Source organism: Massilia cavernae (assembly GCF_003590855.1).
Classification (GTDB): domain Bacteria; phylum Pseudomonadota; class Gammaproteobacteria; order Burkholderiales; family Burkholderiaceae_D; genus Telluria_A; species Telluria_A cavernae.
On sequence record NZ_QYUP01000008.1, the window covers coordinates 41,946 to 58,509 of the forward strand.

17 protein-coding genes are annotated in these 16,564 nt (G+C 62.6%); 6 read left to right on the forward strand and 11 right to left on the reverse strand.

The window, feature by feature from the left end; all coding sequences use genetic code 11:
* Positions 1-5: 5 nt before the first annotated feature.
* Genes tadA through queE form a run of 3 tightly spaced genes read right to left on the reverse strand, consistent with a single transcriptional unit; the run spans position 6 to position 1,565 of the window.
* Positions 6-482, reverse strand: a complete 477-nt coding sequence (tadA, locus tag D3872_RS00670) for a tRNA adenosine(34) deaminase TadA (RefSeq protein ID WP_119808989.1) — start codon at positions 480-482, stop codon at positions 6-8.
* Positions 475-921 carry a 6-carboxytetrahydropterin synthase QueD gene (gene queD, locus D3872_RS00675; RefSeq protein WP_119808990.1) on the reverse strand — a complete coding sequence of 149 codons (447 nt, stop codon included), beginning with the start codon at positions 919-921 and terminating at the stop codon, positions 475-477. Before queD ends, tadA begins: the two co-directional genes overlap by 8 nt.
* A gap of 8 nt (positions 922-929) precedes the next feature.
* Complete coding sequence (queE, locus tag D3872_RS00680; RefSeq protein ID WP_119809018.1) at positions 930-1,565, reverse strand: 7-carboxy-7-deazaguanine synthase; 636 nt, start codon at positions 1,563-1,565, stop codon at positions 930-932.
* Positions 1,566-1,775: 210 nt separating this feature from the next.
* Here queE and D3872_RS00685 point away from each other — a divergent pair, with 210 nt between their 5' ends.
* Positions 1,776-2,756 (forward strand): sensor domain-containing diguanylate cyclase, encoded by a 981-nt coding sequence (locus D3872_RS00685; RefSeq protein ID WP_229459095.1) that lies wholly within the window; start codon positions 1,776-1,778, stop codon positions 2,754-2,756.
* 1 nt (position 2,757) lies between these two features.
* Here the strand turns inward: D3872_RS00685 and D3872_RS00690 are convergent, their stop codons facing one another.
* Positions 2,758-3,321, reverse strand: coding sequence for a DUF4214 domain-containing protein (locus tag D3872_RS00690; protein ID WP_119808992.1), 564 nt, complete (start codon positions 3,319-3,321; stop codon positions 2,758-2,760).
* A gap of 146 nt (positions 3,322-3,467) precedes the next feature.
* On the opposite strand from D3872_RS00690, the gene D3872_RS00695 reads away from it, so the two are divergent.
* Complete coding sequence (locus D3872_RS00695) at positions 3,468-6,305, forward strand: M16 family metallopeptidase (RefSeq protein ID WP_119808993.1); 2,838 nt, start codon at positions 3,468-3,470, stop codon at positions 6,303-6,305.
* 59 nt (positions 6,306-6,364) lie between these two features.
* Here the strand turns inward: D3872_RS00695 and D3872_RS00700 are convergent, their stop codons facing one another.
* The 3 genes from D3872_RS00700 to D3872_RS00710 all read right to left on the reverse strand — a co-directional run bounded on the left by D3872_RS00700 (position 6,365) and on the right by D3872_RS00710 (position 8,888).
* Positions 6,365-7,285, reverse strand: a complete 921-nt coding sequence (locus D3872_RS00700; RefSeq protein ID WP_119808994.1) for a hypothetical protein — start codon at positions 7,283-7,285, stop codon at positions 6,365-6,367.
* Positions 7,286-7,824: 539 nt separating this feature from the next.
* A complete protein-coding gene (locus D3872_RS00705) occupies positions 7,825-8,085 on the reverse strand; it encodes a hypothetical protein (RefSeq protein WP_119808995.1) in 261 nt (86 codons plus the stop codon).
* Positions 8,082-8,888, reverse strand: coding sequence for a DNA/RNA non-specific endonuclease (locus tag D3872_RS00710; RefSeq protein ID WP_119808996.1), 807 nt, complete (start codon positions 8,886-8,888; stop codon positions 8,082-8,084). The genes D3872_RS00705 and D3872_RS00710 overlap by 4 nt, the downstream gene beginning before the upstream one ends.
* Positions 8,889-9,052: 164 nt before the next feature.
* Between D3872_RS00710 and D3872_RS00715 the strand changes: the two genes are divergently transcribed.
* Together D3872_RS00715 and D3872_RS00720 are read left to right on the forward strand one after the other, a co-directional pair.
* Entirely contained in the window at positions 9,053-9,247 is a 195-nt protein-coding gene (locus D3872_RS00715; RefSeq protein ID WP_119808997.1) for a hypothetical protein, read from the forward strand.
* Positions 9,248-9,388: 141 nt separating this feature from the next.
* Entirely contained in the window at positions 9,389-10,441 is a 1,053-nt protein-coding gene (locus D3872_RS00720) for a DUF5694 domain-containing protein (RefSeq protein WP_119808998.1), read from the forward strand.
* A gap of 6 nt (positions 10,442-10,447) precedes the next feature.
* Here the strand turns inward: D3872_RS00720 and D3872_RS00725 are convergent, their stop codons facing one another.
* The 3 genes from D3872_RS00725 to D3872_RS00730 all read right to left on the reverse strand — a co-directional run bounded on the left by D3872_RS00725 (position 10,448) and on the right by D3872_RS00730 (position 12,752).
* Positions 10,448-10,876 carry a VOC family protein gene (locus tag D3872_RS00725; RefSeq protein WP_119808999.1) on the reverse strand — a complete coding sequence of 143 codons (429 nt, stop codon included), beginning with the start codon at positions 10,874-10,876 and terminating at the stop codon, positions 10,448-10,450.
* Positions 10,877-11,991: 1,115 nt separating this feature from the next.
* A complete protein-coding gene (locus tag D3872_RS25140) occupies positions 11,992-12,402 on the reverse strand; it encodes a hypothetical protein (RefSeq protein ID WP_147373751.1) in 411 nt (136 codons plus the stop codon).
* Positions 12,403-12,494: 92 nt separating this feature from the next.
* A complete protein-coding gene (locus tag D3872_RS00730; RefSeq protein WP_119809000.1) occupies positions 12,495-12,752 on the reverse strand; it encodes a hypothetical protein in 258 nt (85 codons plus the stop codon).
* A 188-nt stretch (positions 12,753-12,940) separates the two neighbouring features.
* Between D3872_RS00730 and D3872_RS00735 the strand changes: the two genes are divergently transcribed.
* Together D3872_RS00735 and D3872_RS00740 are read left to right on the forward strand one after the other, a co-directional pair.
* Positions 12,941-13,807 carry a tyrosine-type recombinase/integrase gene (locus D3872_RS00735; protein WP_119809001.1) on the forward strand — a complete coding sequence of 289 codons (867 nt, stop codon included), beginning with the start codon at positions 12,941-12,943 and terminating at the stop codon, positions 13,805-13,807.
* Between the two features lie 8 nt (positions 13,808-13,815).
* A complete protein-coding gene (locus D3872_RS00740; RefSeq protein WP_119809002.1) occupies positions 13,816-14,997 on the forward strand; it encodes an IS91 family transposase in 1,182 nt (393 codons plus the stop codon).
* A 384-nt stretch (positions 14,998-15,381) separates the two neighbouring features.
* Here D3872_RS00740 and D3872_RS00745 read toward each other — a convergent pair whose 3' ends face one another.
* Positions 15,382-16,548, reverse strand: coding sequence for a hypothetical protein (locus D3872_RS00745; protein ID WP_119809003.1), 1,167 nt, complete (start codon positions 16,546-16,548; stop codon positions 15,382-15,384).
* Positions 16,549-16,564 lie beyond the last annotated feature (16 nt).

Here is a 16,564-nt window from a genome sequence, read left to right on the forward strand (position 1 = left end):
GGAGCTTACCCTGGCGTGAGGGTACGCCGGGCGGCGCTGCGGCGTTCGGCGAAGAATCCCTTGAGCATTGCGCCGGCCTCTTCGGCCATGACGCCGCCGACCACCTCGGTGTGGTGGTTCAGCTGTTCCTGCGCGAACAGGTCGACCACGGAGCCGGCGGCGCCGGTTTTCGGGTCCTGCGCGGCGTACACGACGCGCGCCAGCCGGGCGTGCATCATCGCGCCCGAGCACATGATGCAAGGCTCCAGCGTGACGTACAGCTCGCAGCCGGGCAGCCGGTAATTGCCCAGCTTTTCGGCCGCGGCGCGCAGCGCGACGATTTCGGCGTGCGCGGTCGGGTCATGGCTGCCGATCGGCTGGTTGTAGCCGACCGCGATCACCTCGCCATCCTTGACCACGACGGCGCCAACCGGCACCTCGCCCAGCGCCCATGCCTGGCGGGCCTGTTCCAGCGCCAGCGCCATGAAATCCTGGTCAGGCATCGGTAATTTCTGCCCAGCAGTTCGGGGTTTCGTGCAGCACCAGCTTGTGCAGGTGCAGGCCGGTGCCATAGCGGTCCTTGTAGGCAGCCTTCAGGATGCCGAACGCCACCTGCGCCAGGTTCTCGACGGTAGGGATGCGGTCGATGACGACGGTCTTGTGGCCCGGCAGGCCGGCCAGGAAGTCGCGCACTTTGTCGTCCTTGTCGTAGACGATGAAGGCGTGGTCCCAGACGTCGACCAGGTGCTCCTTGGCAAGTGCCTTGATGTCCGAAAAGTCCATGATCATGCCGTTGTCGGAGTTGCCTTCGACTTCGATCACCGCGCCGGTCAGCGTGATTTCAAGGGTGTAGCGGTGGCCGTGCAGGTTGCGGCACTGGCTCTTGTGGTCGGGAATCCGGTGTCCGGCATCGAATTCGAGCTTGCGGGTAATGGTCAGCATGGAAAGCTTTAAGGTATCTGGAGAAGTTTATGGGTTTGCAGGCTCAGCTTCCATTTCGGGTTGCGCTTGCAGGTTTCGATCGCGAGGCGGGTATTGAACTCGGCCAGCGGGCCGTCCATCGGCTGCACGAAGAAGTTCTCGAAGTCGAGATGCTCGTAGGCGGCCAGCTCCTGATTCGCCTGGGGTATCACAACCTTGATTTCATTGCCTTTCTCGACGACCAGCTTCGAACCCATCTTCGGGCTGACGCAGATCCAGTCGACGCCCGGCGGCACCGGCAAGGTTCCGTTGGTTTCGATGGCGATGGTGAAGCCCACCGCATGCATCGCGTCGATCAGGGCGGCGTCGAGCTGCAGCAGCGGCTCGCCGCCGGTAAACACGACGTACTTGCTGGCCGCATGGCTGGCCGGCCACAGGCTGTCGATGCGCGCAGCCAGCTCGGCCGCGGTCGGAAACTTGCCGCCCAGCTCGCCGTCGGTGCCGACGAAATCGGTATCGCAGAAGGTGCAGACCGCCGTGGCGCGGTCGGCTTCGCGCCCGGTCCACAGGTTGCAGCCCGAAAAACGGCAGAACACCGCCGGACGCCCCGCATGGGCGCCCTCGCCCTGCAAGGTGTAGAAAATCTCTTTAATGCTGTAAGTCACGGTGATGGCCTTGATCGTCAACCTTTCATTATACCGCGCCGCCGGCAGCGAGGGTAAACCCATCGGGCCTTGCCCCCGACCGATTTCCATCCGTCATTAACTTGCTAAACATCAATAAACCCGCTCACCTGCGGTAGCAGAATCAAGCCTTGTCGGCAGTAAATTACTTGCCGTATGGCAGCCAGTTTTGAACAACAGGAATGGCGCACGATGAGCACAACAACAATATTAGGCGCAGACGGCGGACCGCAAGAGCGGATTTTCGCCAACAAGCTGATGGAGATGCTGGCCGTCCCGGCCTTCGTGCTCGACACCTCCTGCCGGGTGATGATCTGGAACCGGGCCTGCGAACGCCTGACCGGCGTGCCGGCCGACGAGGTGCTCGGCACCAGCGAGCACTGGCGCAGCTTCTACCAGGACCAGCGCCCTACCCTGGCCGACCTGCTCATCCAGAACCGCAAGGACGAGGCGCCCGCCCTCTACAACGTGACTGAAACCGACACGCACTGCGGCGCCCAGCTGTGCGCGGAAAGCTGGTGCGACATGCCGCGCGCCGGCCGGCGCTACCTGGCGGCGGACGCCAGCCCGGTGTACGACGACCAGCAGCGCCTGATCGCGGTGGTCGAAACCCTGCGCGACATGACCGACGAGAAGCTGGCCCAGATCGCACTGGAACAGCTGGCCACGCGCGACGGCCTGACCGGCCTGGCCAACCGCCGCTGCTTCGACGACACCCTGCAGGCCGAATGGTCGCGCGCGATGCGCCAGAAGCAGCCGCTGTCGCTGCTGATGGTCGACGTCGACAACTTCAAGGCCTACAACGACGCCAACGGCCACCTGGGTGGGGACGAATGCCTGAAACGGGTCGCGCAGGCGGTGGCCAGCGAAATGCGCGCCAACGACCTGGTGGCGCGCTACGGCGGCGAGGAATTCGCGGTGATCCTGCCCAACCAGTCGCTCAAGGGCGCGGCCATCGTGGCCGAGCGGATCCGCAGCCGGGTGGAACAACTGAGCCTGCCCAGCCGCTTCGCCCGCGACGGCCGCGTTACCGTCAGCATCGGCGCCGCGACCGCGATCGCCGCCAGCGGCACCGACGCCAGCCAGCTGGTGGCCACCGCCGATGCCGCGCTCTACCGCGCCAAGCACATGGGCCGCAACCGCATCAGCCTGCCCACCGCCGAACCCGCCTGATTCACGCCAGCCAACCCAACGGCAGGTAGGCGATCCCGTAGCTGAGCACGCCGGCCAGCGCGGCCTGGTTCTCCGCCGATTCCGAAAATGCGGCCAGCGTTTCGTTGCGGCTGGTCACTCCCCGCCCCAGCAAGTCCACGTGGAACGCCTCGCCGGCCGCATCCGGCTCGCGGCCAAGGATATTCTGGTAAAGGAGCGCCACGAAGGCTCCATTGTCGAGCTGGCCGTAGGTGGTGACGAATTCGTCGCTCCGGATGAAGTGCTCCGCCAATGACTGCAGGCTGAGGCCGTCGTCAACGGAGTGGATCCAGAAGCCGATCCCGGTCGGGTCGGGCGCGCGGTCGAACGCGGCCTTGTACAGCCGGTACACCTGCCCGGCAACGCCGTCGATGTCAAGCGCCATCGCGCGATCGTCGGCGAAACGCAGGCGCTCGACGCCCGCGAGCACATCACGACCGCTTCCCTCGGCCACCCAGCCACCCGCCGCACCATTGATGGTGTACTGTGCCGACACGCCGGACAGCACCAGTGCATCGATCATGTTGATGCCACTCGACAGACCCATGCGCCACCTCGCGTCCGCTATATGTACAGAGGAAGAATCCTAGCATGCAGAACAGTCCAGGAAACTCGACAGTACGCAGTTTTTTCTGTTCATTCTCAACTGCTTGCACTATCCTTCCGGCGTTGCAATTTACTCAAGGAGCTAAAGTGTCAAGACTGATTCCGCTGACCCTTCTTGCGCTGGGCATTCCGGCGCTGGCCGGCGCGGCGCCGAAGAGCGCCGCGGCCAAGGGCGACGTGCTGCCGTTCACCGCCACCGAAAAAACCCTGCCGAACGGCCTGAAGGTCATCGTCGTGCCGACCGGTTTCCCCAACCTGGTATCGGTGCAGATCCCGGTGCAGACAGGTTCGCGCAATGAAATCGAGCCGGGCAAGTCGGGCTTCGCCCACTTCTTCGAACACATGATGTTCCGTGGCACCAAGGCCTATCCGCCCGAAAAATACCAGGAAGTCATCACCCGCTCGGGCGCGCGCCAGAATGCCTACACCAGCGACGACCTGACCAACTACTACACCACCTTCGCCAAGGAAGACCTCGAGACCATCCTGAAGGTCGAGGCCGACCGCTTCCAGAACCTGTCGTACGAGGAAGGCCCGTTCAAAACCGAATCGCGCGCCGTGCTGGGCGAATACAACAAGAACAGCGCCAACCCGCTGTCCAAGCTGATCGAAGTGCAGCGCGACGCCGCGTTCAACACCCACACTTACAAGCACACCACGATGGGCTTCCTGCAGGACATCGAGGACATGCCCAACCAGTACGCCTACTCGAAGGTATTCTTCGACCGCTGGTACCGTCCGGAGCGCACCACCGTGATCATCGCCGGCGACGTCGAGCCGAAGCAGGCGATCGCGCTGGTCGAGAAATACTGGGCCAACTGGCAGCGCGGCAGCTACAAGTCGGAAGTGCCGGCCGAGCCTGCACCGCGCGGCGCCATCTACAAGCACGTGCCGTGGGCGAGCCCGACGCTGCCGTTCGTCACCGTCGCCTTCCACGCCCCGGCCTTCTCGGAGAAGAACAAGGAGCAGGCCGCCCTGTCGACGCTGCTGTCGCTGTCGTTCGGCCGTACCTCGCCGCTGTACAAGCGCCTGGTGCAGGACGAGCAGAAGGTCGACCAGCTGTTCGACTACGCGCCCAACCGCGTCGACCCGAACCTGGCGACCATCGCGGCACGCGTCAAGAAGCCTGAAGACGCTGTGTACGTACGCGATGCCATCATGCAGACCGTGGCCCAGTTGCGCTCGACCCCGGTGACCGAAAAAGAGCTGGCGGACGCCAAGTCGTCCCAGAAATACGGCCTGATCCGTTCGCTCGACAACACCGAGCAGATCGCCGGCACCCTGGCTTCCTACGTCCACTTCAACCGCTCCTACGGCACGCTGAACAACTATTACCGCATGGTCGATTCGCTGACCCCGGCCGACCTGCAGGTCGTGGCCCGCAGATACCTGGTCGACGACGGCATGGTGGTCACCACGCTGTCGCACCAGGCGCTGCCGGCCGCGATCGCGACGCTGCCGAAGCTGGCCGAGTTCGACCCGAAGGCTGCCGACGCGAAGTTCGACGTGCTGGTGCAAAAGTCGAAGCTGCCGCAGATCCGCTTCAAGCTGCTGTTCAGCGCGGGTTCCGCGCATGACCCGAAAGGCAAGGAAGGCCTGGCCGCGCTGACCGCCGCGATGATGGTGTCGGCCGGCTCGACCGAGCGCAAGATCGACGAGGTGACCAAGGCCCTGTTCCCACTGGCGGGCAGCTTCTCCGAGCAGACCGACAAGGAAATGACCACCTTCACCGGCTCGATCCACAAGGACAACTGGAATGAATATGCCGACGTGGCGCTGCCGCTGCTGCTGTCGCCAGGCTTCCGCGAAGAAGACTTCCGCCGCCTGAAAGACGCGCAGAAGAACGCGCTGACGCTCGACCTGAAGGACAACAACGAAGAGGAGTTCGCCAAGGAACGCCTGCAAACCAATGTCTTCGCCGGCACGCCTTACGGCCATCCGGTGCTGGGCACGCAGGCAGGACTCGAGTCGATCACCCTCGACGACATAAAGGCCTTCTACAAGCAGGCCTACACCCAAGGCGCGCTGAGCGTCGGCATCTCGGGCGACGTCTCGGACGAGCAAACGGCATCGCTGAAGAAGGCGCTGGCGAAGCTGCCGGCCGGCCCTGGCCTGGCGTACGGCCCGGCCCCGAAGGGCCGCATGCCGAACGGGCTGGAAGTGGAGATCATCGAGAAGAACACGCGCGCCACCGCGCTGTCGTTCGGGCTGCCGATCGAAGTGACCCGTTCGCATCCGGACTTCCCGGCGCTGTGGGTGGCGAAGGCCTTCCTCGGCGAGCACCGCGCGTCGAGCTCCTACCTGTACCAGCGCATCCGCGAACTGCGCGGCATGAACTACGGCGACTATGCCTACATCGAGGCTTTCCCGCGCGGTATGTTCCAGTTCTTCCCGAACCCGAACCTGGGCCGAAAGGCGCAGCTGTTCGAAGTATGGATCCGTCCGGTCGCGCCCGAGAACGCGCACTTCGCGCTGCGCATCGCGCTGACCGAACTGGACAAGCTGATCGCCAACGGCATGACACGCGAGCAGGTCGAAACCACGCGCGACTACCTGATGAAGAACGTGTTCGTGATGACCGCGACCCAGGACCAGCAGCTCGGTTACACGCTCGATTCGAAGTGGTACGGCACGCCCGAGTTCACGCAGATGATGCGCGACGGCCTGTCGAAGCTGACCGTTGACGATGTCAACGCGGCGATCCGCAAGCACCTGTCGGCCAAGAACATGTCGGTGGTGTTCGTGACCAAGGATGCGGCCGGGCTGAAGGAAAAGCTGGCCAGCGATGCCTTCTCGCCGATCAAATACGACGCGCCGAAACCCCAGGCGGTGCTGGACGAAGACCAGGCGATCGGCAACACCAAGCTCGGCATCGCGGCCGACAAGGTGTCGGTGACCCCGGCGACGGCGGCGTTCGCGAAGTAAGCGAAGCGCGCTTGTTAGAACGGCGTACCTGCGAAAGCGGGTACGCCGTTTTTTTCAGGTCAATGATGACCGGTCAGCCGATCCCACCCATGCCGCACGGCGGACTTGATCGACTCCCAGGCGGCACCGGGATTCAGCCGTCCCCAATCACTGCTCAGGTCGACCTCGACATCTTCCCACGGCCGGCCGCGATACAGCTCGCTGCGCCGCATTGCCTTGCCGTACTCGTAAGCTGGAGCATATTCGTCATACTCCTTGCCCTCGCCTGCGTAGTTTCTGGTCCAGTGAGTGCGGTAGGACTTGTCGTCTTCCGCGTCCTCCTGGAACGCCGGTACATCGGCCGGGTCGACCATCTTGTCGATGGCGCGCCGCTGCGCATGTTCAGCGCCGGTGCCGGCGGTATCGTCGTCATGCGGATAGATGCGCGAGCTGCGCGACGCCTCGGGCGATCCAAAATCCCCACCCGACTGCGAACCGGGCCGCGCGGACTGCATCGAACCGGCGCCGCCCTGCATCGAACCCAGATCCTGCTGCGACTGGCGCGACAAGGAAGGCGACTCCTGCCGTGCCCCCAGGCCCATTGCCCCCGCGCTCATGCCGGCGGCCGTGGCGCCGGTTTCCCATCCGCTTGCGTGCTCGTCGATGTCGAGCGGGCCATAACGCTCGACCAGGTCGGCCGCGCGCTCCACTTCCGCTTCGCTCGTGGCTGTAACGCTCAGCACGAAATGGCCGCGCTCAAGCGCCTCGGAATACACGTGGAGGCGGTCGCTGCGGTCGCTGCCGAACAGGTCGCTGAAGAAAGCCTTGATGCTGGAAGCGATCGAGTCATCGTCCACGCCCGCAGCGGAAGCGCCGCCGGCCCCCGTGCCGCCTTCGGACATGCGCACGCCGGAACGGCTGAAGCCGCCGGCGATCAGGTCGTCCATGGCCTTCTGGGCGTCGCCCCGGTTATCGAATACGGCGACTAGTGTGTGTAGCATGATAAGACTCCTTCACTCTATTGATGTCACTCCCGCGTCCAACATCGGCGACGCTCAGCCGCCTGTTGCGGGTAATGGGCATCTCTTCCTGACTGGCCGGCCCTTGTGAGGCCGCCAGGACTTCCTGTCGGATCGGGACAAACTGCATGCCGCCTTCGAGGTCCTGGGACCAGGCGGTTATCTTGAGGGCGCGCGGCGCGCGTGCATTCACCGCCGGGCTGCGAAGTGAACCCGACGCGATGATCGTGGTGGGTGACGGACTTGCGGACCGTTGCGCCGCGTCCTGTACTGACGATGCGTACGCCAACTTGCGGATACTGCCGGTTCACGGACAAGGCCACGGCAAAGCTGCGGGCCGGGCCTCCGTTGATGGTGGCCATCGAAACTCACTCCTTGCCCAACTATGGTTCGAGAGTACCGCAAAAGCGAAGCGAACCTGCGCACCATTGACGATGCCCAGTTGAACGAAACCGTGTCAATACAAAGCTGGACAGTCTCTCGCGACACTCAACAGGCGTGCGGGGCGCCGATTGCCGCGTTCAGTCGAAGGGGTTGTCGACCGACTTCACGTCCGGCGGCGGCAGTACGTCGGGCAGGTCCGCCGCCTCGAGCCTGGCGACAATGGCGCCCAACAGCGCATGCAGCTCGCGCGCGTGCGCCAGTCCATGGCGGTCGGCGGTCAGGTCGATGTCGCCGCTCAGCGTGATGCGGTCGAGCCTGTTCTCGACCATCAGGCCGCCGACGCGCAGTACGTCGGCTTCATTGGCATAAGGGACAAATCCGGTTTTTTTCGCGCTCATGACATCTCCGCTTCGCCGCGCCGCTCGCGCCGCGCCTTCCTCTGGCGCACGTTGGGCAGTTGCAACATGGTTTGCTTGTCGCGCGCGGTCAGCGAAGGCATCAGGTTGATGCCGATGGTCTGCTCCAGTTGCGCGATGCTCATCGTCGTGTACTGCGTGGCGGCCGCGTTCTCGATGAACCACGCGGCGCCCGCCTGCCGGCGCGGATTCCACACCACCTTGTACAAATGGCTGGGCACCAGTACGTTGCCCACCTTGCGCAAGCTGCGGCCGAGGAAGGCCGGACCAGTCACCACGTACAGTGCGCCCTCCTTCGCCGCCATCTTGCGCACCACCGCCTCGATCCCGGCCCACACGTGGCGGTTGTTCTCGGCATCCTGCGGCACCATGTTCGCCAGCGAAAAGCTCTCGCGCTGGCTGCGCCGGTCCGGCATGTTGCCGTTCGGGGCCAGGTGGCCGCGGTCGAAGCCGCTGCGCGCGTAGTCGGACAACTCGGCGCGCTGGCCGCGCGGCAGGCGCGGCTCGGCATGGAAGGAATCGACACGCGACTGGTCGGACGCTGCCTCCACATTATTGGCACGGAGATACTCGGCCGACCACAAGGCCGTGCGGGTCAAGCCCGAGTGCATGACGCCAAACACGCCGTAGCATAACTCGCGCGTCGCCACCGCCAGCTTCGGATTCTGGATTTCGGGCAGGCGGCCGCCGACGTAGTGTACGGGACAGGCGCCGGCCAGCGCATTTCCGGCAAACAGCAGTGCCGCGGCAAGCAGCGCGGCAGGTTGCAACAACTTTTGAAACATTGCGTCCTGATTCACAAAATCGATATCAGGCGCATTCTACTTCGGCATTCCGTGATGAAACATTGCTTGTTGTAACAATTATTCACGCCGCCACTGTGCGCACGATAGACAAACGCGTTGCCAAATGGAATGTAATGGAATGTAATGGAATGTAATGGAATGTAATGGAATGTACCGACGTCGAAGGCGCTCCGGCGGCCACTAGCGACGTGGAAGGACGGCCGGCAACCGCCAGCGAGTCCGGCCCAGGCACACCCGCGGATGGCGGGCACGGCGCACAAGCGCCGGACAGCCTGCCACCGGTGGGGCACACCGGCAACACGTCGCCAGACGGCAGCGACGATATTCCCGGACTGTAAGGCATCACTCGTCCGCGATCCGCATCCGCGTTTTCGACATCCTGGCCTGCGAAAAGAGCATTCTGTCCGCACTCTTCTTGTGCCAGTTTCCTGTTTTCCCTACATTGTTGAGCTACTCAACAGCGAACCTGGGAAGACGACATGGGAAAATGGACAAACTGGAGCTGGGTACTCATCGCGGCCCTTCCGTTCGCCGCGCAGGCGCAGCCGGATCTGACTTCACTCGACCGCGACATGGTTGGCCCCCGCTCGCAGGTGCTGGTGCTGGGCACCGTGCACCTGAGCGGCATGCCGCCTGGCTTCAATCCCGCAGCGCTGGACGGCGTGCTCGATCGGCTGGCGGCGTTCAGGCCCGACATCATCACCATTGAGGATGAGTCCGGCGAGGAGTGCGACCTCGCCGCGCGCCATCCTGCGAAGTACGGCCCGGACTACTGTGCCCCGACTGATGCGGCGATGAAGGCCACAGGGCTGGACGTGCCCGCCGCCCTCACCGAAGTGGACAAGACGCTCAAGGCCTGGCCTGCGCAACCGACGCCGGCACAGCGGCGCCGACTGGCCGCGTCGTTCCTGGCCGCAAATGACCACGCCTCGGCCTATGTGCAGTGGTTGCAGCTGCCTGTGGCCGAGCGTCGCGCCGGCGACAGCTTGAACGATGCGCTGGTGGAGACGCTGGTACGAATCGCGAAACGCAACGACGAGAGCTACCAGCTGGCCGCGCGTTTGGCCGCACGGCTGGGCCTGCCGCGGGTCCACGCCACCGACAACCATACCGGCGACCGCATCGATGTGCCGGACATCAAGGCGTTCGTGAAGTCGATCGAGGGGGCCTGGGCCGCGGGCGGTGCGGCGTTGAAGGAGCGCGAAAAGCATTCGAAGACCTTGTCGCAAGCCGCCGACCTGCTGCCGCTGTACCGCTACCTCAACACCCCGGAAGGCCTGCAGATATATGCGGAGGCAAATGTCAGCGCGGCCATGCGCGCGAAGTCAGCGGAAGGCTACCCGCAGATCTGGGCCGCGGGCTGGGAAATCCGCAACCTGCGCATGGTCGCCAACATCCGCGAAACCTTCCGCGAACGGCGCGGTGCACGCGTACTTTCCATTGTCGGCGTCTCGCACAAGCCGTGGTTTGACGACTGGCTCGGCCAACTGCAGGGTGTCGACGTCGTCGACGTGGCAGGCGTGTTGAAGTGACGCCGATCAGAACGTGATGTGTACCGATGGCGCGCTGCGTTTGGCTTCCCCATGGTAAACGGCTTCGATATTGTTTCCGTCGGGGTCCAGGACGAAAGCGGCATAGTAGCCCGGATGGTAAGGACGCTCGCCGGGTGCGCCATTGTCCGATCCGCCCTTCTCCAGGGCACATTTGTAGAACGCGTCCACCATTTCACGGTTCTGCGCCTGGAATGCCAGGTGATTGCGTCCGGTGAGCATGCCCAAGGCCGCGTCGCTGTCTGGCGTCGACACAACCAGCTCATCCGCCCAGAAAAATCCTTCGCCGACGCCACCCATGGGAATCTTCAGTACATCGAAGATGGCTTCGTAGAACGTCTTGGAAGCGGAAAGATCGCGCACGACGAGTTGGATGTGATCGATCAGGCGGCCTCGGTGGATCTCGTTTACTTCCATGGTGTCCTCACTTGAAAACAATCATGCTGGTTGGTGGGTTTCGTGCAGCGCCAGGCAATCGGAAACGGACACGATCCAGCTTGTCAGCGGCTGACGGAAGCCGTCTCGACGACCGCAACACATGGCGAAATCGAAGTGTAAAGGCAAATTATTCAAGAGGCAATCGAGCTCGAGGCCGTCCGCATCCGCCCCATTACTGCCAGTCACGTCTCTCCAAAGTGGCCGTTCAACGTTGGACATGAGGGGAGGGTTGGGCCGCATTTCATTTCCTGTTCGATTCACTTGGCAGCGGAAGCGGGGCCTCAGCTTCCTTAGAGAACTTCAATGGCCCCGTGGTTGGGTCGAAAATTCCGAAGGTTTTGACCTTGCCTCTTTCGAATTCGAAGAATGCCCTGTACTTCTCAAACGACAGCAGGCGATTCAGTCCATCAAGTGACGTGGAGACATTGCTTGGTTGCCCGAGCTTCTTGGATGATCTGCTCGTACCTGAACCTATTGAGAAAGCCGAGAAGGTATGGGGTCACAATCTGCGTTCATTTGACAATAAGGTAATGTGGTCTGACTTTCCCCCGCGAAACTGCACCAGCAACCACAGCGTCCTCCGGCTGCGCTAAACCACGAGTGCCGCGTCGAACCCACCGACTTCGTGCTGTGCTTTGCGACTCGGTTCACCCTTTAGGAACCGGAACATCGGGCTGGTGGTTGAACTTAGTTTCAATCCTTCGAAGTTCTCCTGCGCAGTGGGCCTTTCTTTCGTAAAGCACTTTGTAGATCCAAGATCCCAAGTGCCAAGACTGCTAGGGTTGCGTAACTGGCAATGCTCAGACGCCACTTGACAATAACCGCTTCCAGTTCCCATCGTCTTTGGTTGCCGCATAAAGGGCAACAATGCTTATGAGCACTGCGGATAGAAAAGCCATCTCCAACTGACATAGGTAAGTGTGCTCCTTAGTTTAGCTATAATGAACAAAAGGCAGGCTTTGGTCAAATCCAGCCCATTGCGGGAGCGGCCCGAGCTAGATTTTTGACCCTACATGAAGCTGTCCGGGTAAAGCTTGAGTCAATAAACGTAACGCACCAGGTTATACTTGCAGACTCTTTAGAAAGAAAAATCTTCACTGGTTTCCATTTGTCGCCAACCCAGTTCCAGCCTTTGAGCCATCGGGCCACGAATAAAATATTCCATTTACGAATGGCTTGCCATCTAACATCCGACACACCTTTGGATCAGGTATGTAAACGAGAGCGGTAGTGGGGCAAAGTTCATGGCCTGGTGGATCTCTGCAGCTTACCTTTTTTATGCCCCATAGGGTGTGTTTCATGTTGCCGGAGTCCGTAAAGCTCACTTTGAAAACAGTGTCGCTGGAAAACGTGCCACTAGTTTTATCGACCCAAACAAGTCCTGAGCACGCGAGATATGAATCTCCGTCGGCATCGATGATCTTTGGCCCGGGTTGTACACTGTCGCAAGCTGAAAGACATAGCGCCATCGCGATGACAGTGGATGCACGCAGATTCTTGTTCATTTTTTATCCTGACCTGGTTGCAGTTGTTCATATTGCGATGCCAAAACGCCGCTGTTCAGGGGCGCTGTGCGACCTATCCCCGGGAGGTCGTTTCAACGCAAAGTTATTATTGAACCGATTGGCACAGCATCTTTGTGGATGTCTTGTAGCAACAGGGCAGATTTTTCTATGATCGTTGTCACTCGCATAAGCAACCGTTCACTGAATGCAACTGCATCGAAGGCGGCGCCATCTGGTCTTGTGATTTTCACCTGAATTGGTCTGCGCCCGTTCAGCTCGATAATCTCATCGAACGCGGCTACCGTTCCTCTTTCGAAGCCCTCAACGACACGGTACGAACGGCGCTCCATGTTACCCCTCTGATGTTTAGCTTTAATGCAAACGTCCGTTCCTGGCCGATGGACTAAACCGCTCGCGCGGTAGTTGGGCTTCGGCGCTGCCGGCGGGTCGTCGTCGACAGGGGTTTCTGATGCAATTCTAAACTGTTTCCTATGTTGGTTAATGAGGCAATCGGCCTCATTCCAACAGGAGCAGCATCATGACTCAAGCCATCACCCCGCTGCGCCAACGCATGATCGACGACATGCGGATGCGCAAGCTCGCACCCAAGACCCAATCGGCCTACCTGCTGCACGTGCGGCGGCTGGCCGCCTTCCTGGGCCGCCCGCCCGACACCGCCACGAGCGAGGATCTGCGCTTGTTCCAATTGCACCTGGTCGAACAAGGCTTCACGTCGAACGCCCTGAACGTGACGATCACCGGATTGAAGTTCTTTTTCGAAGTCACCGTCCACCATCCCGAACTGATGGCCAGGATGCATCCCGTACCGGTTCCCCGCAAACTTCCCCAAGTGCTCAGTCGGGACGAAGCCGCGCGCCTGATCGCCTCGGCGTGCAGTCCCAAGTACCGGGCGGCATTGTCGGTCGCCTACGGCGCCGGCCTGCGCGCAAGCGAAGTGGTCGGGCTCAAGGTGACCGATGTCGACAGCGGGCGCATGGTCTTGCGCGTGGAACAAGGCAAGGGGCACAAGGACCGGTACGCCATGCTGTCGCCGGCGCTGCTCGACTGCCTGCGTGCCTGGTGGAGGACGGCACGTGCCGAAGGCAAGATCCTGCACGGCGGCTGGTTGTTCCCCGGACAGAATCCCGTCGACCCGCTCGGCGTACGGCAGCTGAACCGCGCCATCCACGCCGCCGCCGACCTGGCGCGCATCGACAAGCGCGTGTCCATGCACATCTTGCGCCACAGCTTCGCCACCCATCTGCTGGAGCAGAAGGTCGACATCCGGGTGATCCAGACCCTGCTCGGCCACAAGCGGCTCGACACGACCGCGCTGTACGCCCAGGTCGCCACCGATCTATTGCGCGAAGTAATCAGCCCGCTCGACACCTTGCAGCCGGCATAGGGGGCGCCATGGAGCACCCCGACCTGGAGGTCGCGGACATCTTCCGCGCCCACGGTCCGGCCTGGCGACAAGCCCAACGCGGACACCTGAGCCTGGGCCAGCTCAAGGTCATGTCGGCCATCGAGCAGTGTCGCAGCGCGGCGCTGGGCGGGCACGCGCTGCGCTGCGACACCTGCGAACACGTCGACATCGCCTACAACTCCTGCCGCAATCGCCACTGCCCGAAGTGCCAGGCCGGCGCCGCGCGCCGCTGGCTTGAAGCGCGCCGCAACGAATTGCTGCCGGTCGAGTACTATCATGTCGTCTTCACCCTGCCGGCGACGGTCGCCGCGCTCGCCTGGCACAACAAAAGCGTACTCTACCGACTGCTGTTCGAGCTCGCGGCGCAGACGCTGTGTACCATCGCCGCAGATCCCAAGCACCTGGGCGCGCGCATCGGCGCCACACTGGTGCTGCACACGTGGGGTTCGGCGCTGACCCACCATCCCCATGTGCACGGCATCGTCCCCGGCGGCGGCCTGTCGCAGGACGGCGAGCGCTGGGTCGCCTGCAGGCGGGGATTCTTCCTGCCGGTGCGCGTGCTCTCGCGCTTGTTCCGGCGGCGCTTCCTCGAAGCGCTGGGCGCGGCCCATCGCGCCGGCCAGTTACGTTTCCTCGGCGAGCATGCGGCACTGACGGAACCGACCGCCTTCGCGCGCTGGATGGCGCCGCTGCGGCGTTGCGAGTGGGTGGTCTACGCCAAACGTCCGTTCGCCGGGCCCGAGGCGGTGCTGGCCTACCTGTCCCGCTACACGCATCGAGTCGCAATCTCGAACCGGCGGCTTGTCGCCATGGACGAGCGCGGCGTGACATTTCGTTGGAAGGACTACCGTGCCAAGGATCAGATGCACAAGACGATGACGCTCGGCGCCGACGAGTTCATGCGCCGGTTCCTGCTGCATGTCCTGCCCAGCGGCTTCCACCGGATCCGGCACTACGGGCTGTTCGCCAACGCGGGACGCAAGGCCAACCTGGCCAGGGCGCGCGCATTACTGCGCGTCCCGGCGCCCGCCGTCGACACACAGCCTGTCGAGCGCAATTCGACGATGTTCATTTGCCGGCACTGCGGCGCGCCGATGGCGATCACCGCCATCTTCTTGCCGATCAAAGCAATTCAGGCACCAGCACGGCACCAGGGAGCACCTCCATGAGCGACAACGACAACATAGGCTTGCGCCACAAGCGCGTCGACCGTCGGCCAAAACCGATGCGGAGCTCCTTTGCCTGTCCTGCCGCAGCGTCTCAATTTCAATCGATTAACCACCGAACAGGCGACGCCCCCCGTGACCGTTTCAGGTCTTATATACGCCATCGATGCCAACTCGCCCGCTCCAACTGGCACCTTCCCAGCCAACGGCGCCGGTCAAATCGCCATAGCCTATGACAAAGGCTGACGACAACTAAACTTCCCGCGGTTTCCTCCTTCGGGGCTTGCCCAACGCCGGCCGGGAACGCTTGCGCGCATCAATTCAGGTCTGTGGAAGCGGCCGACATCGGACAACCCTTAACGAAAACGGACATTAGTCCTCCTTGGGTCAACTCAATGCGTCTTTCCCGGCTACCACCGCAATCCCGATCGCGCCCAGCGCATCGCGCACATCTTCGACTTCGGCCTCAAGCACGGCATCGACATCGAGCGGCTTCTCCACGTTCGTCAACACGTTTCCGCCAGCTCCCGTCAACGTAATGCGCAGCACCAGATCATCGCCCCCCGCCGCTGGCACCACGCGCGCGCTGGCGTCCTGCGGCGCGGTGCCGCTGTCTTCCAGCGCCTGGTTCAGCTGACTCATCATGCGCAGCGTCGCCAGTTCGTCGAAGCCATGCGCCATTGCCCCGAATACCAGGTCCTGGTACAGGAAACTCAGTTCGATACCTTCCGGGTCCGCGGCCAAGCAGCGGCGCACCAGCGGCGCGGCGTCCTCCGTCCATGCGCGATAACGTTCCATGCGCGCATCGAACCAGGCTTCGGCGGCGGCCTCGTCCTCCGGCACAGCGCAGAACGGATCATCGGCTCGCTTCAGTGCAAAGCCCAGCAGGAAACGGAGTTCCACGGTCGGGTCTTCCGGCGCCGCATCGCACGGCGTCCAGCCAGTGATGCTCGTTTCCAAGGCGGGCACCGCCACTAGCTTCTTCGCCGTCATCGACGCGTAAACGCCGCGCACGATGTCGTTCAGTTGGCAATAGGTAATGCGGCTGGCTTCGGCCGGATCGTAGGCGTGCGCCACCAGCATCACTTTCGCGTCAGGGCTTTCCAGGCCCGCCTTGGTGAAACTGTCGACCAGTGCATCGAAGGCCTCGGGATCATTGAACGCTTCCGTTTCCTTCAGCCCGCCGGTGCAGTGTACGAACACCGGCACCGCGAAGGCATTGATCTCCATGTCCGGGGCGCCTTCGCGGTGCACGAACACCACGCCGCTTGCATCCTCGACCATGGAGCGCAGCAGCTGGTAGGCCGGGACGTCGGTGAACCGGGCGCGCTCGATGGCGTCGTACAACACCGCGTCGTTCTTCTTGCGCAGCGCGTTGAGCACCATGCGGTTCAGCTCTTCTTCCTTCAGTTGAGCGGCGGCGGCATCATCGTCCTCTGGCATGGCAGCGTCGAGCGCGAGGTCGGCCATCGCCTGCGCCAGTGCGTCGTCCTCATCGACTGGAGCCGCTTTCTGGGCGGACTTGCGTGGAACGGGGCGCTTGTTCTTGGGCATGGCTGTACCTGGTGGA